Source organism: Fibrobacter sp., assembly GCF_045112255.1.
In the GTDB taxonomy this organism is placed as follows: Bacteria; Fibrobacterota; Fibrobacteria; order Fibrobacterales; family Fibrobacteraceae; genus Fibrobacter.
Map to the genome: position 1 here is coordinate 1 of NZ_JBGUHR010000041.1, position 23,614 is coordinate 23,614.

The 23,614-nt window shown below is 49.3% G+C and carries 19 protein-coding genes and 1 tRNA gene; 14 read left to right on the forward strand and 6 right to left on the reverse strand.

What is annotated here, in order from left to right; genetic code table 11:
• Positions 1 to 9 precede the first annotated feature (9 nt).
• Positions 10 to 85, reverse strand: a tRNA-Asp gene (locus tag ACJMM9_RS05055).
• Between the two features lie 170 nt (positions 86 to 255).
• On the opposite strand from ACJMM9_RS05055, the gene uvrA reads away from it, so the two are divergent.
• From uvrA to ACJMM9_RS05070, 3 genes are all read left to right on the forward strand, one after another.
• Entirely contained in the window at positions 256 to 5,547 is a 5,292-nt protein-coding gene (uvrA, locus tag ACJMM9_RS05060; RefSeq protein WP_405324419.1) for an excinuclease ABC subunit UvrA, read from the forward strand.
• A 68-nt stretch (positions 5,548 to 5,615) separates the two neighbouring features.
• On the forward strand, positions 5,616 to 7,838 hold the full coding sequence (locus ACJMM9_RS05065; protein ID WP_405324421.1) for a formylglycine-generating enzyme family protein: 2,223 nt from the start codon (positions 5,616 to 5,618) through the stop codon (positions 7,836 to 7,838).
• Complete coding sequence (locus ACJMM9_RS05070; protein WP_405324423.1) at positions 7,835 to 8,419, forward strand: hypothetical protein; 585 nt, start codon at positions 7,835 to 7,837, stop codon at positions 8,417 to 8,419. The genes ACJMM9_RS05065 and ACJMM9_RS05070 overlap by 4 nt, the downstream gene beginning before the upstream one ends.
• A gap of 160 nt (positions 8,420 to 8,579) precedes the next feature.
• Here ACJMM9_RS05070 and ychF read toward each other — a convergent pair whose 3' ends face one another.
• Complete coding sequence (gene ychF, locus ACJMM9_RS05075) at positions 8,580 to 9,677, reverse strand: redox-regulated ATPase YchF (RefSeq protein ID WP_072831106.1); 1,098 nt, start codon at positions 9,675 to 9,677, stop codon at positions 8,580 to 8,582.
• Positions 9,678 to 9,851: 174 nt separating this feature from the next.
• Between ychF and ACJMM9_RS05080 the strand changes: the two genes are divergently transcribed.
• Positions 9,852 to 11,168, forward strand: a complete 1,317-nt coding sequence (locus tag ACJMM9_RS05080) for an MATE family efflux transporter (RefSeq protein WP_405324425.1) — start codon at positions 9,852 to 9,854, stop codon at positions 11,166 to 11,168.
• Positions 11,169 to 11,530: 362 nt separating this feature from the next.
• On the opposite strand, the gene ACJMM9_RS05085 is transcribed toward ACJMM9_RS05080, so the two are convergent.
• The 3 genes from ACJMM9_RS05085 to ACJMM9_RS05095 all read right to left on the reverse strand — a co-directional run bounded on the left by ACJMM9_RS05085 (position 11,531) and on the right by ACJMM9_RS05095 (position 14,631).
• The gene (locus ACJMM9_RS05085) at positions 11,531 to 13,069 is read right to left on the reverse strand and encodes a hypothetical protein (protein WP_405324427.1); all 1,539 of its coding nucleotides are present in this window, start codon (positions 13,067 to 13,069) and stop codon (positions 11,531 to 11,533) included.
• A 1-nt stretch (position 13,070) separates the two neighbouring features.
• On the reverse strand, positions 13,071 to 13,901 hold the full coding sequence (locus tag ACJMM9_RS05090; protein ID WP_405324429.1) for a DUF4423 domain-containing protein: 831 nt from the start codon (positions 13,899 to 13,901) through the stop codon (positions 13,071 to 13,073).
• 94 nt (positions 13,902 to 13,995) lie between these two features.
• Positions 13,996 to 14,631: a M50 family metallopeptidase gene (locus tag ACJMM9_RS05095; protein ID WP_405324431.1), complete on the reverse strand. Its 636-nt coding sequence runs from the start codon at positions 14,629 to 14,631 to the stop codon at positions 13,996 to 13,998.
• Between the two features lie 115 nt (positions 14,632 to 14,746).
• Between ACJMM9_RS05095 and ACJMM9_RS05100 the strand changes: the two genes are divergently transcribed.
• From ACJMM9_RS05100 to ACJMM9_RS05135, 8 genes are all read left to right on the forward strand, one after another.
• The gene (locus ACJMM9_RS05100) at positions 14,747 to 15,757 is read left to right on the forward strand and encodes a hypothetical protein (protein WP_405324433.1); all 1,011 of its coding nucleotides are present in this window, start codon (positions 14,747 to 14,749) and stop codon (positions 15,755 to 15,757) included.
• Positions 15,754 to 16,848, forward strand: coding sequence for an asparaginase (locus ACJMM9_RS05105; RefSeq protein WP_405324435.1), 1,095 nt, complete (start codon positions 15,754 to 15,756; stop codon positions 16,846 to 16,848). The genes ACJMM9_RS05100 and ACJMM9_RS05105 overlap by 4 nt, the downstream gene beginning before the upstream one ends.
• Before the next feature lie 149 nt (positions 16,849 to 16,997).
• Entirely contained in the window at positions 16,998 to 17,435 is a 438-nt protein-coding gene (dtd, locus tag ACJMM9_RS05110) for a D-aminoacyl-tRNA deacylase (protein WP_073425108.1), read from the forward strand.
• An 89-nt stretch (positions 17,436 to 17,524) separates the two neighbouring features.
• Positions 17,525 to 18,352, forward strand: coding sequence for a hypothetical protein (locus ACJMM9_RS05115; protein WP_405324437.1), 828 nt, complete (start codon positions 17,525 to 17,527; stop codon positions 18,350 to 18,352).
• Positions 18,353 to 18,463: 111 nt separating this feature from the next.
• Positions 18,464 to 19,321 carry an archaetidylserine decarboxylase gene (gene asd / locus ACJMM9_RS05120; protein WP_405324439.1) on the forward strand — a complete coding sequence of 286 codons (858 nt, stop codon included), beginning with the start codon at positions 18,464 to 18,466 and terminating at the stop codon, positions 19,319 to 19,321.
• Between the two features lie 114 nt (positions 19,322 to 19,435).
• Positions 19,436 to 20,152, forward strand: a complete 717-nt coding sequence (locus ACJMM9_RS05125; protein ID WP_405324441.1) for a hypothetical protein — start codon at positions 19,436 to 19,438, stop codon at positions 20,150 to 20,152.
• Positions 20,153 to 20,173: 21 nt separating this feature from the next.
• Positions 20,174 to 21,031 (forward strand): hypothetical protein, encoded by an 858-nt coding sequence (locus ACJMM9_RS05130; protein WP_405324443.1) that lies wholly within the window; start codon positions 20,174 to 20,176, stop codon positions 21,029 to 21,031.
• 157 nt (positions 21,032 to 21,188) lie between these two features.
• A complete protein-coding gene (locus ACJMM9_RS05135) occupies positions 21,189 to 21,527 on the forward strand; it encodes a GerW family sporulation protein (RefSeq protein ID WP_405324445.1) in 339 nt (112 codons plus the stop codon).
• Between the two features lie 404 nt (positions 21,528 to 21,931).
• Here the strand turns inward: ACJMM9_RS05135 and ACJMM9_RS05140 are convergent, their stop codons facing one another.
• The gene (locus ACJMM9_RS05140) at positions 21,932 to 22,084 is read right to left on the reverse strand and encodes a hypothetical protein (protein ID WP_405324447.1); all 153 of its coding nucleotides are present in this window, start codon (positions 22,082 to 22,084) and stop codon (positions 21,932 to 21,934) included.
• A 151-nt stretch (positions 22,085 to 22,235) separates the two neighbouring features.
• On the opposite strand from ACJMM9_RS05140, the gene ACJMM9_RS05145 reads away from it, so the two are divergent.
• A complete protein-coding gene (locus ACJMM9_RS05145) occupies positions 22,236 to 22,760 on the forward strand; it encodes a helix-turn-helix domain-containing protein (RefSeq protein WP_405324448.1) in 525 nt (174 codons plus the stop codon).
• Positions 22,761 to 22,786: 26 nt separating this feature from the next.
• Positions 22,787 to 23,581 (forward strand): IS3 family transposase, encoded by a 795-nt coding sequence (locus tag ACJMM9_RS05150; protein ID WP_405324450.1) that lies wholly within the window; start codon positions 22,787 to 22,789, stop codon positions 23,579 to 23,581.
• The last annotated feature ends 33 nt before the right edge of the window (positions 23,582 to 23,614 follow it).

Genomic DNA, 23,614 nt, shown 5'->3' on the forward strand with positions numbered 1-23,614 from the left:
GCTTTATCGCGGGATAGACGAGGCTTGAACTCGCAACCTCCGGCGTGACAGGCCGGTGCTCTAACCAAAATTGAGCTACCACCCCAAGTGGTTCGACTGATTTCTCAATCGGTGAACCATATTTAAAAACTTGTTTTGATTCAGTCAAGTCCTTTTTGCAAAAAAAGTGGAATTTCTTTTTAATATGGGATGATTTTCTATCCAAATGTTCACTAATTTTTAGACATTTGGGGCCTCTTTTTCTATATTTGAGGCATGACGAAATCTATTGAAATCCGCGATGCTCATGAACACAACCTCCGCCATGTCGATTTGACGATTCCCCGCGACTCGATTGTCGTGGTCACAGGCGTTTCGGGCTCGGGCAAGTCGAGCTTGGCGTTTGATACGGTGTTCCAGGAAGGGCAGCGCCGCTTTGTGGAGTCGCTTTCGGCGTATGCGCGCCAGTTCATCGGGCGTATGAAGCACCCGGATGTGGAAAGTGTTCGCGGAATTTCTCCGACGATTTCGATTGACCAGAAGACGGTGAACCGTAATCCGCGCAGTACGGTGGGTACGGTGGTCGAGATTTTGGATCATTACCGTTTGATGTTTGCGCGCCTCGGCGTTCCGCATTGCCCCAAGTGCGGCAAGGTGATCCAGGCGCAGTCGGTGGACCAGATTGTCGATAACTTGTACGCTAGTGACGAGAATAAAAAGATTCTGGTGATGGCGCCGATTGTGCAGGAGCGCAAGGGCGAATACCGCAAGGAACTCGCGGAGCTTAAGGAAAATGGCTTTGTCCGCGTACGCGTGGACGGAACGATTTACAGACTCGAAGAAGTGCCGCTGTTGGTGCGTTACGAGAAGCACACGATTGAAGTGGTGATTGACCGCTTGACGCTCGAACGCAAGAACATGAGCCGTTTGCGCGAGGCGATTGAAGGCGCCTTGAAGCTCACGGACGGGAAGCTCGTATCGTTCTTGCTGACATCTCCGGAGGCGGACTCGGATGGTACCGCGAAGGAAGAGTACCGCTTGCAGGGTACGCAGCTCGCTTGCCCCAAATGCGGAATTTCTATCCCGGAACTCGAACCGCGATTCTTTAGCTTTAACGATCCGAAGGGTCAATGCCCCGCATGCAAGGGCCTTGGCGAAAGTTGCAAGTTCGATATCAATTTGATTGTGCCGAATCCGAATTTGTCTTTGAAAGAGGGTTGCCTTGCCCCGCAAAAGAAGGATGACGGCTGCATCATCTTTAGCGATTTTGGCTGGCGCAATTTGCGCACGATTGCAAACGAAATGCATTTTACGCTCGATACGCCGTGGAACAAGCTCAAGAAGGTGCAGCAGGACGCCGTGCTGTATGGAACTCCGAGCGGGAGCGAACGCGGCGTGGTGACAATCATGCAGGAACTTTGGGATATGTGGCATATTTACCACTTCCGAAAGTACATGCAGATTGGCGTTTGCCCGGAATGTCACGGAACGCGAATCAACCGTATTGCGGCGGCTGTCGATTTCCACGGCCATAACATTTGCGAGATGACGGAATGGTCCGTCGAAAAGTCCGTCGATTTTTTTGACAAGTTAAAGCTGAGTCCAAAAGAACAGCGCATCGGTCGCGAAGTGCTTAAGGAAATCCGTGGGCGCCTTGGATTCTTGAAGGCGGTGGGCCTTGGCTATTTGGATATTAGCCGTAAGGCTTCGACGCTTTCGGGCGGTGAGGCGCAGCGTATCAGGCTCGCAAGTGCCGTGGGTGCGGGCTTGCAGGGCGTGCTTTATGTACTTGATGAACCGAGCATTGGGCTGCACCCACGCGACAACGACAAGTTGCTCGAAATGCTCGAGCGCTTGCGAGCCCAAGGCAACAGCCTTCTCATCGTGGAACACGATGAGGATACGATGCGTCATGCGGACTGCGTGATTGACGTGGGTCCTGGCGCAGGTGTCGAGGGCGGTCGCATTTTGGCGGCAGGCACGGTCGAAGAGCTGGAGAAGAACAAGGCTTCGCTCACGGGTGCGTATTTGAGCGGTCGCAAGTCGATTGAAATTCCGTCTCAGCGTTTGAAAATTGATTCAAAGACGCCGAAGCTCAAGATTTGCGGTGCTTGCGAAAATAACCTCAAGAATGTTGACGTGGAAATTCCGCTTGGCGGTGCGTTTACGGTAGTCACAGGCGTTTCGGGCTCGGGCAAGAGTACGCTCATCAACCAAATTTTGCGTCGTGAACTTGCTCGCGTGTTCTACAATTCCGAAGAACCGGTTGGCAAGTTTGACCATTTGGAAGGTCTCGAAAACATCGACAAGGTCATTGAAATTGACCAGACGCCGATTGGACGCACTCCGCGCAGTAACCCTGCCACTTATACGAAAATCTGGGATGATATCCGCGACTTGTTTGCCGGCATGGAAGAAAGCAAGGTGCGTGGCTATACGAAGAGCCGCTTTAGCTTTAACGTGAAGGGTGGCCGTTGCGATGCTTGCGAAGGTGCTGGCGTGAAGGTCATCGACATGCACATTTTGCCGAGCGTTCAAGTCGCTTGCGATGTGTGCGATGGCAAGCGTTTTAACGAAGCGACCCGTGAAGTTTACTTTAAGGGCAAGAACATTTCGGAAGTTCTGGATATGAGCATCAGCGAAGCGGCTGAATTTTTCAAGGACATCCCGAAAATTGCAGAACCGCTCAAGCTCCTTTGCGAAGTGGGCCTTGGCTACCTCACGCTTGGTCAACCTTCGACGACTTTGAGCGGTGGCGAAGCGCAGCGCGTGAAGATTGCTTCGGAATTGCGACGCCCGGGTACGGGCAAAACGCTTTACTTGCTCGACGAACCGACGACCGGTTTGCATTTTGAAGATATCCGCCGATTGCTCGAATGTTTGAACCGCTTGCGCAGTCTCGGCAATAGCGTCGTGGTGATTGAACACAACCTCGATGTGATCAAGTGCGCGGACTGGATTATTGACCTTGGCCCAGATGCGGGCGTGAACGGCGGTCGCATTATCGCCACAGGTACTCCCGAACAAATTGCCAAGTGCAAAAAATCGGAGACGGGGCGTTACTTGGCTCCAGTCTTGGCGAAAAAGCATGGCGAAAACAAGCACTTTGAACGCACGGACGAAAAGGGCGAAGATTACTCGCTCGATATCGAAGTTCATGGCGCTCGCAAACACAACCTCAAGAATATCGATGTGACAATTCCGCGCCACAAGCTCACCGTGATTACGGGTGTTTCGGGTTCGGGCAAATCGAGCCTTGCGTTCCATACGCTCTTTAGCGAAGGCCAGCGTCGCTTCGTCGAAACGCTTAGCACGTACGCTCGCCGCTTCTTGGGACGCCCCGACCGCGGTAGCATCGATTCCATTTCGGGACTCGCGCCTGCGATTGCGATTGACCAGAAGAGCGCAAGCAAGAGTCCGCGCAGTACGGTTGCAACGCTCACCGAAATTTACGATTACTTCCGCATTTTGTGGGCTCGCGTGGGTACGGCTCACTGCCTCCATTGCGGAAAACCCATCAGCTCTTATGCGACGGGCGACTTGATGCAGCTTGCGTTTGACCGTGACCTCAACAAGATGGTGACGGTGCTTGCTCCGTTTGAAATCAAGGACGAAATTAAACTCTCCAAGATTCTCACGGAAAAGGGCTATCGCAAGGCGTATCTCGGTAAGAAGCTTGTTGAACTCCCGCTGCCGAAAATGCCGACGCGCGAAAAGCAGTTGCTTGCCGTGGTCGATTCCGTGGTGGTCAAGGAAGAAAATCGCGCCCGCTTGGTCGAAGCGTTTGAACGCGGCTACCGCGACGGTAACGGAATCCTCTATGTGGATTGCGATGGCGAAGAACGAATCTCGGCAAGCGAAAAGCCAGGTTGCCCGGAATGTGGCTGGTATATGGATTCGGCTCTCAATCCGAAGCATTTCAGTTTCAATACGCATTGGGGCGCCTGCGAAACTTGCCTTGGCCTTGGCCACTTCAAGGATGGCGAAGAATGCCCGGATTGCCATGGCGAACGATTGAAGCCCGAATATCTTGCGGTGCGCATCTTGGGCAAGAACATCATGGATGTGCATCACATGAGCATCGCCGAAGCTCGCGACTGGTTTGCAAAAGTCGATTTCGCGAACGAAGAAAATGCAACTTCTGCAACCATCCAAAGCAAAACGACAATTGCATCTCCGCTCCTCCGCGAAATCATTGGGCGTTTGGACTTCTTGATTAGCGTGGGCCTTGGCTACATTGGCCTTGACCGTGCGGGCGATACGCTCTCGGGCGGTGAATCCCAGCGCATCCGCTTGGCAAGCCAGATCGGTAGTGGCCTCGAAGGTGTCTTGTACGTGCTTGACGAACCGACCGTTGGCCTCCACGAAAGCGATACTGCAAAGCTTTTGGATACGCTTTACCGCTTGCGTGACCTCGGCAATACGCTCGTGGTCGTGGAACACGACCTCAAAATGATGCAGGCCGCAGACCATATTATTGATATGGGACCGGGTGCGGGCGATTTCGGTGGCGAAGTCGTTGCCGAAGGAAGCCCGGCGGAACTTGCGAAGCCGTATGCGTTGCAACAGTTCCCGCGTAGTGAAACGGTCAAGTTCCTCACGTATTCAACGCCGGTCGCTAACCAGCTGGAACCTGTGCGCATCACGGACGATACGGAATTTTACGAGTTCAAGAATCTCAAGGCAAATAACTTGAAAAACTTGTCTGTAAAATTCCCCAAGAAAGCCGTGAGCGTCGTCTGTGGCGTTTCGGGATCGGGCAAGAGTTCTCTCGTTGTCGATGAAATTTTCCCGGCGCTTAAAAAACAGTTCCAGGCGCGTGGCCGCAAAAAGCAGAGCGGCGAAGTCCTGCTGGTGGATCAGAGCCCGATTTCGGGAACGCCTCGCAGTACGCCGGCGAGCTTCACGGGCGTCTTTGACGATATCCGCAAGCTGTTCGCGAAGCTCGAACAGTCCAAGATGAAGGGCTTTGACTACGGCCGCTTTAGCTATAACCTTGCGCGTGGGCGCTGCCCTGCTTGCGAAGGCCGTGGCGCCGTCGCTGTCGAGATGCACTTCCTTTCGGACATCTGGGAAACTTGCGAAGTTTGCGGTGGCAAGCGCTACAACCAGGAAACGCTCACGGTTACGTTCAAGGGCAAGAACATTGCCGACGTGCTCGACATGCGCGTTGTCGAAGCTTGCGAGTTCTTCAAGGACCAGCCGAAGATTTTGCCGAAGCTCGAATGCCTTCGCGATGTGGGCCTTCCGTACGTGAAACTCGGTCAGCCGGTCACGACGCTTTCGGGCGGAGAATCCCAGCGCTTAAAGCTTGCTGCGGAACTCTGTCGCCGTCCGGCGACAGAAATGGTCTACCTGCTTGACGAACCGACGACAGGTCTCCATCTCAAGGATATTCAGATCCTCTGGAACCTCTTGCGCAGGCTTTCGGCTCGTGGCGATACGGTCATTGTCATCGAACACCACCCCGATATTATCCGATTGGCCGACTGGAAGGTCGAATTGGGACCTGTGGGCGGGGCAAATGGCGGTTACTTGCTCGAAATGGGCGCAAATTCGTCAAAATAATGGAACTACTTTTCTTATAAGAAATTATTTTTCTAGGCTAGAAGGTTCCTAAAAAGACAGGAGTGCTTATGACATTTTCCCGATTGCTTCCGCTTTTGTTGCTGGTCCCGGCGTTAACTATGGCCGATGAGGATCGTAACTTTAAATTGACTTCGGAAAATTTTAAAGTCGGTAGTCTTTTAGATGGTAGTCTTTTGGAAAATGCATCCAAGAAAGCTATTGCGCTGGACCGTGCAATCGCTATTTCTCAGGAACCCGTATTTCCGTTGCAGCCCAATACGCTTTATCTTCGCTATAAGAAATCCGCTAAGGAGTATTTCTGGTTCTCTGGAGAGGCAAAGCCTGAAGAATATAAAAAGCTTCATGCTTTCAACCTTAAGGAAAACCATCTGAGTGCACGTGAAGTTATCGGACTTCGTCTGTACGCTTCTCGCCAGTATAAGGCGTTTCAGGATGAGTCCGATATTTATTTTGATGCAGAATACGTTTATTCACCACGTGTGCCTAAGCTCTTGTTCATGAAGAATGGACAGTGGCAGATTTTAAAAGAAAGTACCCATCCAGGAATGGTTCAAATCAAATCTGACGAAAAGGATCTGGATGTTGTTGCGCTTAATTCGTCCTTGAAAGCGGGTTCAAAGGCCGTTTATCCGGTAAACGATGGCGTTTACGTTTTCTCGTTTGGCGCCCCGGATAAGCTTCCCTACGTGGACGCTGGTGTTCTTAAACCAGGTGAAGTGCTTACCTTTGATGTTAATTTCCCGGTTTCTGATTCTGGAGATATTGCTCCTGTAAATATGTCGGTTTCGCTGGAGCAGGTTCAAGCTCTTCAGACTGTAGAAGAGGCTGAAAATCTTTACGATGTATTCTCTTCTGAAGTGGATAGGAATTTCACGCGAATAGATACAACGGAATTTTCAAAGTTCTATCCGCCGGTAAAATCTGCCGATTCTCTTGGATTGGATGATTCGAACAAGGTTTATCGCAGTTATGTTTCTCACTATAATTTCAAGCGTAGTGAAGCGCAAACTCTTTGGCGTAATAAAAAGCTTGGAGCCGTAAGTGAATTGTACAAGGCTTTTCGTGCGAAGTTTGATAGTCTTCAGGCTCTCCCGGTTCAAATCAACATGACTCCGGTTTTTGTGAAAAAGATTATGAATGCGACGGATTCGACGAAGATCGATTCTCTGGAATTCCGTTTCGGCATTGACCGTAATCGCGTTGAAACCACATGGAAAGGTGTCGTTGATGAAATTCCGATGGATTCGCTTTTGAAGTTGATGATGGTCGGCGATGGATCCTTTGTGACAACTCTGTTCCTGGCGAATAATAAGCCGGTGTGGGTGTTCAAGGAAGGTAAAATTGTTGGCCGATACCATTATCGCTATGATAAGCTCGGCTTCCGTATGGGCGATAAACTCATTTTTGGAAAAGGTGAGTTTACTTTGCCGTTGCACATCGCTATTGAACCAGAGGTTGTTGAATGGCTTAAAAACCGTGCGCCGGAATCCTCTTCGTCTTCCATTGCAAGTTCATCATCTTCCGAGGTCGTGAAGGATACGGTTGTTGCTGAACCGAATAAAAAAATTATCGAACATGCGACTCGTGGAACTGTTGCCCTGATTGATTCTGGCTCTTTCCGTTTCCGTGGAAAAGTGGTTTCCATGTCTCCGTATGCTATTCACACAACAGAAGTGACTCAGGAATTTTTCCATAAGATTATGGGGCTTCTGGATTCAGCTAAGCGCATTCCCGATCGCTCTGCGTTCACGGGCGCAAATAAGCCTGTTCAGGGAATTACCTGGGAAAACGCTCAGTATGCTTGCAAAGTTCTTGGCGGCGATTTGCCAACTGAGGCCCAGTGGGAATTTGCAGGCCGTGCTGGCAGCAATGACGGAGTCCTTTGGACTGATGATGATGCTATGAGCGTGGGCAAGTATTCGATCTTTGCAGAAAACTCCTTGAAGAGGGGGAAGAAAGACGCTGCCTATGGTCCGCACGATGTTGCAACAAAGACTCCGAATGCCTGGGGTATTTTCGATATGTCGGGGAACGTCGCTGAATGGACTCGCGATAATTATTTTGCGATCACGTTCTCTATCGAAAGTTCTAATCCGACGGGTTCCTACTGGGGTACGAACAAGGTCTTGAAAGGTGGTTCCTGGAAAGACAAGGCCAAGAATTTGAATATGACCGTACGTGATGATGAAGATCCGCGCTACTGGTCTGACCATATCGGATTCCGCTGTGTGTTCCCGCTCGAACGAATTATTCAGGATAACAAAAAATGAGTAGTAACTCCAATAAAGAAAAAAGTCTTTTTAAAAAACTGACGGCAATCCCTTATTTGCTTGTATTTCTTGCTTTATTGATGCCTTTGGCGAATGTTTCTTGTTCGGCAAAGGATGGTGGCAAGCCGATTGCTGAAATGACGATTTACCAGATTGCTTCTGGTGTGGATTTGGACAAGTCGCTTCAAGAACCGGCCCTTGGCCAGATGCACCGCATGGTGAAGGAAAATCCGAAAGTTCTTGACCGTTTCAAAATGCAGATGCCGAATTTCCCGAAGATGGAACCGGTACATCATTTGTATGGTATTCTTGCCGCAGTATTTCTTGCTGCTGTATTTGCCTGGATTGTGCCTCTTGCTTCAACGGTGATGGGACTTTTGTCAATGGTCTCGTTGTGGTCCTTGTTGATGAAACTTTCGCAGGTGAGTGACGCTCTTGGAATCCCGCTACTGAAAGTTGAAGCGGGCATTGGCCTTTATGCCGCAAGCTTCTTGATTTTGATCGGGACGGCGATGAATATTGCAACGGTTATCCGTCCGGCGGTGATTGCCCGCCGCGAACGGAAGAAAGCCCGTAAGTAACGTCATCCTGAGTGAAACGTAGTGAAGCGAAAGAACCAGTGAAGTTTAAAAAAAGGAAGGTCGCGAACGTTCGCGACCTTTTCTCTTACATTAGCTATAAGACGTTCTTATTGCAGTCCTGCCTACTGTTTACTGTCTACTGCCAACTGCGGCGAAGCCGCTACACGTTGAACAGGAAGTACATGATGTCGCCATCCTGCACGAGATATTCCTTACCTTCGGTACGGACAAGACCTGCTTCCTTGGCGGCGTTCCAGCTGCCATGCTTGAGGAAGTCGCTGTAGCTCAATGTTTCTGCACGAATGAAGCCGCGTTCGAAGTCCGTGTGGATGACGCCTGCGCACTGCGGGGCCTTGAAGCCTGCGTGGAATGTCCATGCGCGGCATTCCTTTTCGCCAGCGGTGAAGAACGTGCGGAGTCCGAGAATCTCGTAACCCTTGCGGACAACGGAATCGAGGCCGGATTCCGTCATGCCGAGTTCCTTCAAGAAGTCTGCCTTGTCGGCGGGTTCCATGGCGGAGAGTTCTTCTTCGATCTTGCCGCTGATGACAATCACGTCGTGACCGTGCTTGGAGGCGTATTCCTTGAGCTGATCCACATAAGCGTTACCGGTGAGAATATCGTCTTCCTTGACGTTTGCGCAGTAGAAGAGCGGCTTTGCGGTGAGGAGTCCGAGATCCTTGACGATGAGTTCCATTTCTTCGCTGTCGTGCATTACGGTGCGGGCGGCATGACCTTCTTCCATGCTCTTCTTCAAGAGTTCGCAAGCGGCGAGGCGAGCCTTGGCTTCGGCGTTGCCGGTACGTGCGCTCTTAGCTTCGGTAGCGAGGCGCTTTTCGACAGTGTCCAAGTCCTTGAGGATGAGTTCCGTTTCGATCACTTCGACGTCGCGGATCGGGTCCACGGAACCGTTCACGTGAATGATGTTTTCGTCGTCAAAGCAACGCACCACTTCCATGATGGCTTCGCATTCGCGGATGTGGGTGAGGAACTGGTTGCCGAGACCTTCGCCCTTGGAAGCTCCCTTCACAAGACCGGCAATGTCCACGAATTCTGTAACTGCCGGGACGATGGATTTCGGGTTGTAGACCTTGACGAGTTCATCGAGGCGGGCATCCGGGACGCTGACCATGCCGACGTTCGGGTCGATGGTGCAGAACGGATAGTTGGCGGATTCTGCGCCTGCGTTAGTGATTGCGTTGAAGATTGTGCTCTTGCCTACGTTCGGGAGGCCTACGATGCCGCATTTAAAACCCATGATAATCTCCGATTTGTGGCGCTTGTAATCGCTTTATCCTATAGCGATTCTAGTCACCTGATTTTTGCGATGTAAAGTTAGAAAATTGCCTTTTAAGCTTAAATGTAAAAATCTAAATTTGCCGCGGTTTTAAGGTGCTGTATGGCAACGGATGCGTTAAAGACGAATATGGATATGTTGAACGGACCCCTCGGTCGGAAGATCCTGAGGTTTGCCGTTCCGCTTGCAGCAACGAGCATATTGCAGCAGTTGTTCAATGCTGCGGATGTTGCTGTGGTCGGACAGTTTGCTGGCGATAAAGCCCTGGCGGCTGTCGGTGCCAATACTTTCGTTATCAACTTGCTGATAAACTTGTTTGTGGGCATCTCTGTCGGTGCAAATGTTGTTGTCGCTAATTCCATTGGTGCCCAAAGTTACCGGGCAGTTACTCGCAGTGTCCATACGTCGGTGATGGTCTCGTTCTTTAGTGGAATTCTCCTTTCGTTTATCGGCGTCTTTTTTGCAAGGCAAATCCTTTCGGCAATTTCAACCCCTGAGGATATCCTGGATATGGCGGTGCGCTATCTGCGAATTTATTTTGCAGGCATACCGTTTGTCATGTTGTATAACTTTGTGGCTGCGATTTTGCGCGGAAAAGGCGATACCAAGCGCCCGCTTTATGTGCTCCTTGCGACGGGCGCTATCAACGTGTTGTTGAACATTCTCTTTGTTGCGGGCTTTGGCATGGGCGTTACGGGCGTGGCTCTTGCGACCGTAATTGCAAATGGGTTGAGCGCAGGTACTTTGTTCTACTTTATGCTCCACGAGGTCGGGCCGTTCAAGCTCGAATTCTGGAAGTTGAGAATCACGCCCGTCTTTTTCGGGCGCATTATGCGCGTGGGGCTTCCGGCGGGGCTTCAGGGCGTTGTATTCTCGTTTAGCAATGTGTGCCTCCAGTCGGCGATCAACAGTCTCGGTTCTGCGACGGTGGCGGCTTCTGCGGCTGCACTCAATTACGAGTTCATTGTCTATTACTGGCTCAATTCGTTCTCGCATGCTTGCGTGACGTTTGTGGGGCAGAACTATGGCGCGAAAAACATAGCGCGTTGCCGTAGTGCGGTTCGGTGGACCATCTTGCTTGCGTCGACTTCGACGCTTGCGTTGAGCCTGCTTTGCTGCCTCTTTGCCGATCAGTTGCTTTCTGTATTTACGTCCGATCCTGGAATTATCGCGACGGGCTCTATTCGCATGAATGTCGTTGTGGGCTTGCTGTTTATCAATGTCTTTTTGGACGTTTTTTCAGGGGCGCTCCGTGGCATGGGGCAATCTTTGGCGCCGGCGCTTACTTGCGTGGTCGGGGTTTGCGGCATCCGGATCCTCTGGGTGATTTTTGCTTTCCCCGTGTATCGCAATTTTACATCATTGATGGTTGTTTATCCGTTGAGCTGGGTGGTCACCATTTTGGTTCTTGTCGGGATATACGTTCACCGGGTGAAACACCTGAAATTTTAATGTAAATGTTTGTTTTCTGAATTGCGCTTATACGCGCTATTGCCAATTATTTGACATTTTGTCAATGAACGAAAAATGGCTTTTTAGAAAAAAAGCCTTAAATAAACATAATTTATGGACATCCAAATACACTGCCGATTTGGGATTGGATTCTTGTGGTGCCTGTTAGTGTTGGAGAACTGGCGCTTCTGTATCGGGTGGAGACTCGGATCACTTTTCTTCATGATATAAATTTAAGTGTCCTTGGCCGAACAGAGCTTTCAATCCCAAACGGCCTTATTTGTTTGCCGAAAAACTGCAATAAACATAAGCCATTGATCAATAAAATGACTACTGACCAATGACTAATTACTAATTGTTAATTAAAGCAAGTCGTCCAGGTTGATTCCGTACATCTTGGCGTTGTCAATCCACAGGTCGTCACCGTTGTACATGAAAATTGTGAAGCGGGTAATCTTGTTACGGGTCACATTCCATCCGTGGTAGCTCTTTTTTTCGTCAGGACTCGTGAAGTCTGAAGGCTTGATGGCAACGCGTGTCCATTTTTCGTTGACGCTACCTTTGTACGTGGTCTTGTAGTTTGTATCGGACTCGATGATTGTTTCAAGGATGACCTCGAAATCACCGCTGCCTTTCACCCAGACTTCAACGGAATCAAGTCTGCTCAAGTCGTGTTGCTTGTTGGCAATGCGCGTTCCGAGAACAACATAACGGCCTAATTTGTTGGCTTGGTACTGCACATGCAGAACATTCTTGCCGAAAATGGTGCTGTCGGCTTTTTCGATACCGCTTGTCGGATCTTTTTCAAGAGCTTTGCTGATGGTTGCGCTGTCGTGTGGCTGGATGTACCAGTAGTTGTGCAACGGGGAGGGGAGCGCATTGTATTCAGACCCTTCTTCGAAGTCGAAAATGGTAACGCTGTTGAGTGCCTTTACGAGTGAATCGCTGAGACCTTCCCAGACATCAACATCCTTGAGCTTCTGGGCCTTCTTGTCGCCCCACATAAGCATCCACGGTCTTACTGTATCTGCGGCGCTTTCAACGCGGATGTTGAGCGTTGCACTGTTGATGGTCGTGTCCCAGCCGTCGATTTCAAACGGGATGAGATTTCCGCTACCGTCGTAGAGTCGAATATCGCTGCCATCTTTTTCGGCCTTGCTAAAGTCGAAGTTCTCGTCGTTCAAGCGCATGACGAGTACGGTCGGGAAGCTGAGCGGTCGCATCCAGTCCGAGATGAGTTCGGAGGGCATAAAGCGGATGGCGTTTTCCGGGAGTTCCTTGTTTGGATTCTCGATGAGTCCTACGTTTATCGTATCGCTTGCGGTTACCGTTGTCGAAACTTGCCCGATGGAGTTGAGGTCTTCTGCATCCCAGGCGCTTACGGTGATGTTTCCGCAAGGAGCTTTCTGGATGACGAACTGTCCAAGCGTATCGGTCTTGACAATTGTATTGACGCCTTGAACGGCGACCCAGGCGTAATTGGCAGAGTCCGGCAAGTCGACGAGGCCCTTGACTGTGCCTGCGGCTTCGAGCGATGCACTGTCGAGCGTGTATTCGTGATTTAGATTGTTGAGCGTGTACTGCAAGACGATCGAGGAATCGCCCTTGGTAAACTTGATGGTGTAGGAACCGTCTTTGTGGCCGTCGATATGCATCCAACCGTCGGTGCCCGTAGTGCCTTGATAGGTGTATTTGACTTTACTTGTTTCGGTGGTGTCTGCAACATACCAGGACGGGAGCACCTGATAGCGCACGTTTGCTGCGGGCGTCCCGTCATCAAAAACTCGAATAGCGATGGCGTTTTCGATTTCCGTCGTATTCCCTGCGGAGTCGCCACCTATACCGCAGGCGGCGAGAAGTACAAAGGGTACAAAATAAAGAAGCTTGTTAAAACTGTTCATTTTATTTTTCCTTCTTTTTATTGAGTGCGACGGGGAATAAGGCGAGATTCAGCTGCATGACGCGGTCGGGAACGATACATTTATCGACACGGATCTGTATTTCCTTGCGAAATTCCTTGAGCATGTTCTTGATGTCTTCGAAACCCTTAGAGTCAACAGCCATTGTGATTGTAGAGATGTCTCTGTTCTCTGGAGGGATTTCGCTCAGTGAGCGGATCCCAAATTGCATGACCTTGGAGTGGAAGCTGCGGATAGCTTCGGCCTTTTCGGCTCCTTGAACTGTGATGTGCGGGTCGGCAAGGCGGACTTTGCTGTTGTTGTTGATGGGCTGGATAAAGCCGAGCGATTTTAAAATTTCAATGCTCTCTTGCGCTTGTTCTTCGGTGATCGGCGGAATCACGCTGTTTGCAATTTCAGGAATATTGACATTGCCGTGGTTCACTTCGATGAGCGCTCTTACGACGATTGTCCACCAGGCGCTTAAATATTTTAGTTCGTTGTCCTTGAGCAAATGACGCTTGACGTCGCGAAGCTGGAATGCCTTTTGCAAAATCTCGGCTTTCGTTTTCTCGGACTTTGTGCGCGAAGCTACGATGAGCAAGTCAAAGTAGGCGGCTCCACGACCGTCGAGTCCGAGCATTTTCTTTGCGGCGGGAACTGCGTGAACGGGAAGATTGCGTTTCTTTTGAACTATATAGTAAGCGTGACTTGAATCCAAGCCAAGCGTCTTGCCGAGAGTGCTAAAGGAATACAAGGAGTTGTGCTTTTTGTGCTCCAAGTAGTAATCCTTGATCATATCCCGGTAATCATCGTAATCAAAGATTTCTGCCATAACCAAACCTAAGTGAAATATACTTTAATTTTCTGAACTCTGCACACATATATTCCCTCTAAAGGTGCTATCGGTCACGCGTATTGTCTGTTTTTTAGTGGAGCGTCGTTTTGCAAAAAACGAATATGATCACGTATAATGGAATGGCGATGGCCCAGATCCCTTTAAAATAAAGCTTTAAATCGGCGGTGCTCATGGAAGAATGGTTGATTATCGAAATACCGAGATATATTAGCAAGGTCTGCGCCCAGACCCCATAAGTTGTTGTAAGGAAAATGTATGAAACGAGAATGAAGCTTGCGATCCCCACAATGACAGGGGCGCATGCTGTAAGTGAGTGTTGCACGGCCTGCAAAAAGAAAGGACCCTTCGGCTGGTAGGCTATGTGCCCGAGCGATTCCTTGTTGCGGTCGAAAAAACTTATTTCAGTGATTTTTGCCCCTGTGATAAATGCAAATAGCGCATGAGAGAGTTCATGGAGAATTGTGCCTGCGAGGGTGGCGTAATTGACGATGTAGAATGCCGCTTTATAACCAAAGAAGTAGCAGAAAAAAGCGAATTCTAGCCGTTCGATAAGGTTGAGCAAAAGTCCTGTGATGATGAGAGAAAGGATGATTGCAACGAGGATAATCCCGCTGACGGCGGCCGTTCCTTCGAAACCTGTTCCGCAGTTGACTACGTCGTAAAGCCAGGCGACGAATTTTAGGAGCTGTGGGTAAAGATTAAACATAAAGGGGTGGGGGTAGAACTTTTAATGGAATTATAAAAATAATTTAAAGGATTAAATCTCCCTTACAGATTTAATTGCTAGAATTATATGGGACTTATTTGATGGAAATTGTATTGTGAAGAATAAACCTAATTGGATCAAGCGAACTGTTTGCCTTTTGCCGGTGTATGTTTTGATGCTCGTGGGGTACCTGTATTACGAAAAAAAAGTTGAAGAACGCATTCGATATGAAGACATGATTGCGATGACAAATAAGTGCATTCGAGTTGGCGACTGGAAGTGTGCCGAGCATTATGTCCAGGAACTTTTAAAGGCTGAACCGAACGATACGAATTTACAGATGCACATGGCGGGGATTCTCTTTGAACAGGAACGTTATCAGGAATGTATCAGCTATATTGAAACGCTGAATTTTAAACACAAGGATTTAGATTACCTTGTTGAAAAGTCAAATGCCTTGGAACAGGAGTTGAAAAATCTCGGCGTCGAAAAGTCCATGCATTTCCGCCTGGAATTTGATGGCGGCCCTTCGAAAAAAGACGTGATGGAAGCGCTTGCTGTTTTGGAAGTGGCCTACGATTCGATTAGTAATTTGTTCGACTACTTGCCCGAAAACAAGATGAGCCTTGTGCTGTATGAGGATAAGGAATATCAGGGAACGGGACCGCGCCCGGACTGGGTGGCTGCTGTATTTGACGGCAAGTTGCGTGTGCCTGTGAACATGATGGCGTATCGTGATGTTTACCGCCCGGTGCTATTCCATGAGCTGACACATTCGTTTGTTCGTGCGATGACGCATGCGAATGTGCCCTGCTGGATGAACGAGGGAATTGCGCAGGTGATTGACGGCTCGCATAACAATGAAGAGCGCCCGTTGGGGACTTACCCGAGCGTTGAATCGTTGAGAAAACCTTTTGTGAAAGAGAAGGATTCGGCAACCGTGAAAAAGCTTTACTGGTTCTCGAGACGAATGGTCGAAGAACTTTTGTGGCGTGATGGCGGTGGTCCGGATGCCTTCCGCAAATTTGCCAAGTGCTTGCAGGATCTTCGTGAGCTTGGAATGGATGGCTCCTTGAAAAAACATTATGAAACAACCGCTCAGGATTTGTTGGAGTCTGTAAGATGAAAAATATCGTGATTTTAGCGACGGGCGGCACTATTGCAGGCGCGGGCGAGCAAGGTAAGGATATTGGGTACAAGTCGGGATCGATCAAGGCGCAGACGCTGATTGATGCCATCCCAGAATTGAAGAATGTGGCAAACATTTGCGTCGAGCAATTTTGTAATATCAATTCGGATGATATCACCTCTGGAATTTGGATTGCTTTGTCGAAACGGATTCAAGAACTCATGCAGCGTAACGATGTTGATGGCATCGTGATGATGCACGGAACTGATACGATGGAAGAAACGGCGTTTTTCCTGAGTCTGACTCTGGATGGCTTTGGTTCGCGAATCGCCGGGAATGCCGCTGATGAAAGTGTAGGTTGTTCGAGAGTCGCCGGAAATGTCACAAAGCCCGTGATTATGACAGGCTCGATGCGACCCGCTACAGCCGCAGAACCTGACGGCCCCGCAAATCTCCTCTTTGCCGTGAAAAGTGCAGTGGACTTGTGTGAACGTAGTGTGCGAGAATCGCTGAATTCAGCATTGTCATGCCCGCTGGAAAATGCGGCTGAAGTTTATGTCGCCTTTGCAGGCAAATTAATGAACGCTCGCACAGTGCAAAAGATTCATGCGAACGATTTGGATGCTTTTGAAGAAATTTCCTCTGAACTGTCATCCCATTCACATTGTCACCCCGGATTTATTCCGGGGTCGCCATCTTGTTTTACGTTCGACATCTCGTCCTTGCAATCATTGCCTCGTGTCTCCGTCCTTTACTTTAATGCTGATGCCGATGCAGAGCTTGTGCGTTTTGCTGCTGAACGCTCGGCCGGCCTTGTCATTGCAGGCGCTGGCGCCGGTGAATTTTCTCGCGCATGGGCCGATGCGATTGCCGGAGCTGTTGCAGAAAAGAATATTCCCGTCGTGATTTCGACGCGAATCAATCGCGGTCGCATTGTCCCGGAGCAGCTCCTTGTGCCAGGAACGATTGCCGCTTATGGTTTGCCCCCTGCTAAAGCCGCCGTCCTCTTGCGTCTCGCGTTAACCGTCACGAATGACCCCGCGGAAATTCAAAAGTTTTTTGAAACGTCGTACACCTTGTCATCCTGAACAATTAATCTTGTCATGCCCGCCACTTGTCATCCCGGACCCCGTTCCGGGAGGGCATCACACTCTTGTGAGTGGATAACAATGCATTGTCATCCTGAGCGAAGTGTAACGGAGTCGAAGGATCCAGTTAAATCTAGAGAAAAAACATTATGAAATTTTTAATACAGCGAGTCACTAAGGCTCAAGTCGATATTGAAGGTCAAACCGTCGGTAAAATTGATAACAAGGGATTCCTTGTGCTGATTGGCGTAGGCGAGGGCGACACCCGCGAAATCGCCGACCGCTTCATCAAAAAAATGCTTGCACTCCGCATCTTTGCCGACGAAAACGGAAAGACGAACCTCTCCATCAAGGATGTCGGCGGTTCGCTCTTGCTCGTCTCTCAATTTACATTGTACGCCAATTGCAACAAGGGCAATCGCCCGACGTTCAATGGCGCAGGAAACCCGACACTTGCCAATGAGCTTTACGAGTACATTATTGAACAGTGCAAAAAAGAGGTTGCTGTCGTCGAAACCGGAAAATTCGGTGCCGATATGCAAGTGAGCCTCGTCAACGACGGCCCTTTTACTATAATGCTAGAGTGATGCCTCCTACGTCATCCTCGAACTTGTCATCCTCGGAGCGAAGCGTAGGGGATCCATTATTTCTCGTATTATATTTGCGGAGTCTTATTATGAAGTTTTGTCACTTTATGTTATTGTTCGCCTCGACGCTTTTCATCGCTTGTGCGGGTTCGCGCGATAGCGCTCCCGAAGGCGGCGACATGGCCGACGCTCCTTGCACGGAATGCGGTACGCAAGGCGATATCGTGCTGAAAATCACGGACGAAAAGTTCTACCGCGAATGGAACCAGGTCGCGTTTAGCCGTATCGATTCCAATGCTGTTGTCGGCGTTTTTCCTGCGCTCAAGGTGACGGCGACCCGCCCCGAAGATTGCAAAATGTGCCACAGTTTTAGTGCCGATGCTCTTGATTTTGACTTGGCTCGTGTTGAAGATTCTTTGTTCGCAAAAGCATTCCCGAAAATGCAACGAGACTTGATGATTGTCGGCATGCGTGTGCCTGATGCGGATTCCGCTTACGTTGATTCTTTGTCTGCAAAGATCCTTGCCGAAAAATTTGTCGAAGGCAAGCGCTTGGATGATGTGACGCCGTGGGAAGAGCGCGATGGCGTAGAACAGACGATTGCGCGTCAGTTGCCGTTTAAACTGAAGGAATTGCTGAACGGAATTGCAAGCCGCTATGAACTGCGCTACTTGACGATTCCGCTGGTGCTGAATGTGGAAATGGATCCAGACTTGGGCAAGAAAGGCGGATTCACATGGCAAATCGTGTGGAGCATGTGGGATGCCCGCTACGGTGAACTTGTCGCTCTCACTTACTCCAAATTCACCGCCGCAACGACAACCCGCGTTGCGCCCGAAAAGGAATGGGCAACGCCTTTTGCCGCGAGACTCTGGAAACTGCTCAACACCGACGTCGCGCATTTCGAAAACCACTAATTTAGTTACTAGTTCTTAGTCATTAGTTATTAGATTAATTTTTGGCGCCTTCGGCGCGATTATAAATAACTACAGACCATTGACTAAAGACTAATTACTACTTTTTAAGTTATGAACACTCCTTTCTACGTTTTTATGAAGCTTTTGCCGAAGAATGCCGCAAGTCGCATTTTCGGTGCCTTTGCGCGTTTGCGCATCCCGTTCCTGAGCAAAATCGCTCGCAACGCCTTTGCTAGCTATTACAAGCTCGACATGTCCGAAGCGGAATACCCGCTTAGCCATTACAAGAACATCGGTGAACTTTTTATCCGCAAGCTCAAGCCGGGCATGCGCCCCGTTGCCGATGGTGCCGAAATCGTGAGTCCGGTTGATGGAGTGCTTTCGCAGACGGGAACGTTCGATGGCGACGAGCAGAACCTTATTCAGGCAAAGGGCAAGACTTACACGCTCAAGAGCCTTTTGCGCAATGAAGAAATGGCTGAACGTTTCAAGGGTGGTGCCTTTGCGACGATTTACTTGGCTCCGTTCAACTACCACCGCATCCACAGCCCCGTCAAGGGCGACCTTGTGCTTTCGAGCTACTGCCCGGGTACGCTTTGGCCGGTGAACGCTGGTAGCGTTGAACGTGTCGAAGGTCTTTTCTGCATCAATGAACGCTTGACGAGTGTGCTTCGCTTGACGGACGGCTCCGAAGTGCTTGTGGTCAAGGTGGGCGCTACAAACGTTGGTCGAATCGGCGTTGTGTATAATGAATCCATCTTGACGAACGCCGGCAAACTTCCACGTGACGATAAACGCGTGGACTGGATTCCCAATCAGGTGTATTCGTTTGACCGTGGAGATGAACTTGGCCGTTTTGAAATGGGCAGTACCGTGATTCTCGTGGTTGATAAGAATATTCGCGAACGCCATCCGGACTTGTTCAAGTCCCGTCTCGGACAGGCGGTGAAGGTGGGCGAGGCACTATAGTTGGTCTCGGTAAAGCGATTCATTCACGACGAACCTGCGTTATTCAAGGCGTCAAAAGCTTTTGTGGCGCTCCTTTTCAAGTGCGCTGACCCCATAGTTTATGTTGCTCAAAAAATGCCCACGGCAAATGAACAGATTGCGTGGACATTGCTTGGTTCGGTCTTGTTTCAAGATCGTTCTTACCCCGATATTTTGCGGCTCCTCGTGAAACTGCACGAGCGTTTCCCGGGCGATAAACTCTGGTCTTTACCGGTGCCGAAAGGGGGCAAAATAGAAGAGGTCGTTGAGCAGACGTTCAATAGCCGCAACTGGACTGCTTTTGAACATGTCGCTGGAATTTTTTGGAGCGTCGGACTTTTTGTGCGCCATCACCCGGACCTTGTGGCGTGGGTGCGTGAGCAAACTCCCGAAGAAATGTGGGGGGACTTGGGTGAAATCTATTTTATGGGACGCTCGAATCCGCGCCCTAAAGCATGTGCCGCAATTTACCGCTTGCTTGCTCCGCAGCCACTTGGCCTTGGACTTGCATGTCGCGACAATTCCAGAATGCCGCCCTTGCCGCTTACGATGGGTGCCCGTCGTTTTTTGGCGATGCTCGGGCCAGCAAAGGAATCTAGCTTTGCGGAACTTGAACCTGCTCAAAAACAGAAACTTGCAAATGAATATTTTGCAGCGCTTGCCCCGGAGAACCCGTATTTCGCGGCGCATTCCCTCCAGTTCTTTTTGGAGAATGGGTCGGACGGCTTTATTTGTCGCGAGCTGACATCGCACTGTGCCAAGTGTCCTCTTTATGAGTACTGTAATTACGCTGAAGTCCGTAAACGTGATTGATGTATGCTAAATTTTAAGAGTATGAATCGTTTCTTTTCGGTGTTACCAAAGTTTGTTTGCGCTTGTGCTTGTGCGGCTGCGTTTGTGCTGTGCGCCTGTGAACCGAAAGAAGAAGAATCTGTCGATTATACGGAACTGTGCTACAACGACAGGTGGCCGATGGATGATATCCGTATCGACGAGAATCCGAACGATGATATAAAAGCCCTTATGAGGCGCGTCGATTTACGTTATCCGATGGGGATGACCGGAGACACGCTGGACGTGACGATTCTTGAATTCAAGAGCGATGTGTATGCGCTTGACTATTACATGAACAGCGGGCGCTTTCAGGGAATTGTCCCGATTTTGCGCGGCTCGTTCCTGGAACAGAGCATCCGTTCTGCGGCGCGAATCTTCATCTTTAAGCATGATAGCTTCCGTCGCTATGAACGCAGTGATCTTGAAAATTACGTGCGGCAGTTCCCGAACGCCCGTCATGGCGGGTTCCCGCAAGAGTTCCTGAGCCTCCCGTTCGAACATCGAGAACCGGGACATACGTCCATCCAGACGAAATATTTTATTGGCGTAAAGGCGTACTTCCCGGTGCTTGCGCAAAGCTATCGCGACTCCGATTTGCAGTGGAATGTAGCCCGCAGCTGGGATCTGGTGGATGAAAATGATTTTATCGCTTGGGGGCGTCAGCTGAACATTGTCCACCCGAAAGGCATTTACCGCGAAACTTCGACGCTGTATTTTAATGCCGGCGATGGCGTAAACGGTATGGCGACCAGACTCCCGGGTGGGCGCGTCGTGGCTGTTTGGGGCTATCTCGACTGGGCTGATCTGGAACGCAAGTTCTTTACCGCGAGCGACCGCATCTACAGCGCGCGATACTAGCGGCTTCGCCGCTATTTAGACGAGAAAACGCCGCTATGCGGCTGTAGACGAGAGACGAAAGGTGAATAATGGCGCTTTGCGCAAATAAGATTACGAAAAGTGTAGATTTCTTTCGTCTCTCGTCTCTCGTCTTTCGTCTATAATCTATATTAATGACATGGCTATTGAAAAACTTGCTGAAACTCTTTTAGAAAAGCTCCGCTTCATTACGAAGGCGGAAACTGTCATTGGTGAACCCATCCAGGCTGGTGAAACGACTGTCGTGCCTGTAAGCCGAGTGTCCGTTGGTTTTGGATTTGGCGGACATCAGAACAAGGGGGACACATCTGCGTCTGGCGGTGGTGCTTCGGTCGAACCGGTCGCGTTTCTTGTCATCAAGGGGGATGACGTGCGCATCATGCCTATTACCAAGGACAGTTCGCTTGCATCAAAGGTAATGGAAATCATTCCTGATATTACGAATAAATTTGCATCCAAGAAAAACGCGGATAATTAATTTTTGTAGCGGCGCCTTTGTTGGCGCTTTTTTCTTTTAAAAACGAATTTTCCAAAATCGCCAAAATTTACGTGAAATAATAAAGGATTTTATTGCGGTTCACGTAATTTTTGGTCTTTTGTTTTTTTAGCCGTAGTGGTTAAAATGGTTTAAAACTGAACTTTTCTGGTCTTTTTGTCGTTGTGTGATATGTTCTTAATGACATGGAAATTTTTGAGAACATTTTGAAGTATTCTCAAACTTAAAATTTTGCTAAATAATATTAAAAAACGCTTTTTCCTATTGACACGTGCTGTTTAATAGAGTATCTTTTGTAACGTAAAAACGAGAACATGAAAGCCTTTGGGTATGTATGGGTTGCTTTTTTGAGAACAAAAAGAAGGCTTTCCCATAACTCGATAGTTTTACAAGACCGTGTTTGGTTGTTGGGTCTTGTAAAGCGCCCGGCACGGGGATATACGTGCCACGACATCCTCCTCCAAGGCGCCGTAATGGCGTACTCCTAACACAAAAAATAGGACCTCCCCATACTCCATGGGGAGGTTCTTCTTTTTCATGCCCTGTCATCCTTGAATTTGTCATCCTCGGAGCGAAGCGAAGGGGATCCATTATTTTCATCCCTTACGTTTGACGGGGCTTCTCCCTTAAACGAAAAAGCCCCGGCGCTGATGTGAACCCCGAAAGTTGGACATAACTTTCGGGGTTTTCATGTATAAAAAACACACAGAAGAAGAATGGGCCAAGGCGTTTGAACTATACAAAGAAGGATACAACACTCCGTCAATTTCTCGGTTGACGGGTCTGGAATTGTCCGAAATCAAGCGTCATATTCGACTCTATCGACAGACGGGCTTTTGGCGGACGAAAAGGAAAACGAATGTTCGCTCAACACCAGCCTTGAAGAAGGCCGTTATTGACGCTGTCTTCAAGAAATCTCTATCTTATGCGGAAGTTGTAGCCTTGTATGGCCTAAGTTTTACCAGCCTGGGTTCTTGGTTGCGCAAGTTCCGTCATGGCGGTTACGAAAAACTTCTTGCAACAAAGCCCAAAGGGAGACCTCCAAAGATGCCGAAGTCGAAAAAAAGTACAAAAGGAATGAGCGAACTTGAACGCCTTAGGGAAGAGAATGAATATCTCAAGGCGGAGAATGCCTACCTAAAAAAATTAAAGGCCCTAGACCAGGAAGAGAATGCCGAGATGTTCGGTATAGGGCCCAGGTCATCCGAGAACTGAGTGACAAACACTCTTTAAAACATCTCCTGAAGGCGGGCGGATTGCCTCGCTCCACATACTATTATAACCTCCGCAAGAAACCTGACCGCTATGCAGACGAACGCGCTCGGATCAAGTCCGTACATGCGGAAAACAGGGGCGGCTACGGCTACCGCAGGATAGACAACCAGCTCAGAAAAGAAGGCTTCACCATCAATCACAAGACAATCATCAGGATCATGAGGGAAGAGAACCTGAAGAACGTCCGTAAACGCAGCAAATACCGTTCATACAGAGGCGAAATCGGCAAGGTCGCTCCAAACATACTTAACCGAGACTTCTCCACGACCGGTCCCGACCAAAAGTGGACAACGGACGTGACACAGATAAATATCGGCATGGACAAGTGCTACTTGTCACCGATACTCGACATGTACAACGGGGAAATCGTCAGCTATACCATATCAGACCATCCCGACCTGAAAATGGTCATGGACATGCTGGGAATGGCCTTCGCCAAGGGTCGATCAAGGAGCGGGCTGATACTCCACTCCGATCAGGGATGGCACTACCAGCATGCAATCTATCAAAAATCGCTGCGTGACCACGAAATCATCCAAAGCATGAGTCGCAAGGGCAACTGCCTAGACAACGCCATGATGGAGAACTTTTTTGGAATAATGAAATCGGAGCTACTCTATCCAAACGACTTCAGGGATATGGATCACTTCAAGGTAGAACTCAGAAAATACATCGAGTACTACAACAACGACCGGATAAAACTGCGCCTAAAAGGAATGAGCCCGGTACAATACCGAACTCATAACACTGTTTTATCCTAACTTTAAACTGTCCAACTTTTTGGGTTCAGTTCA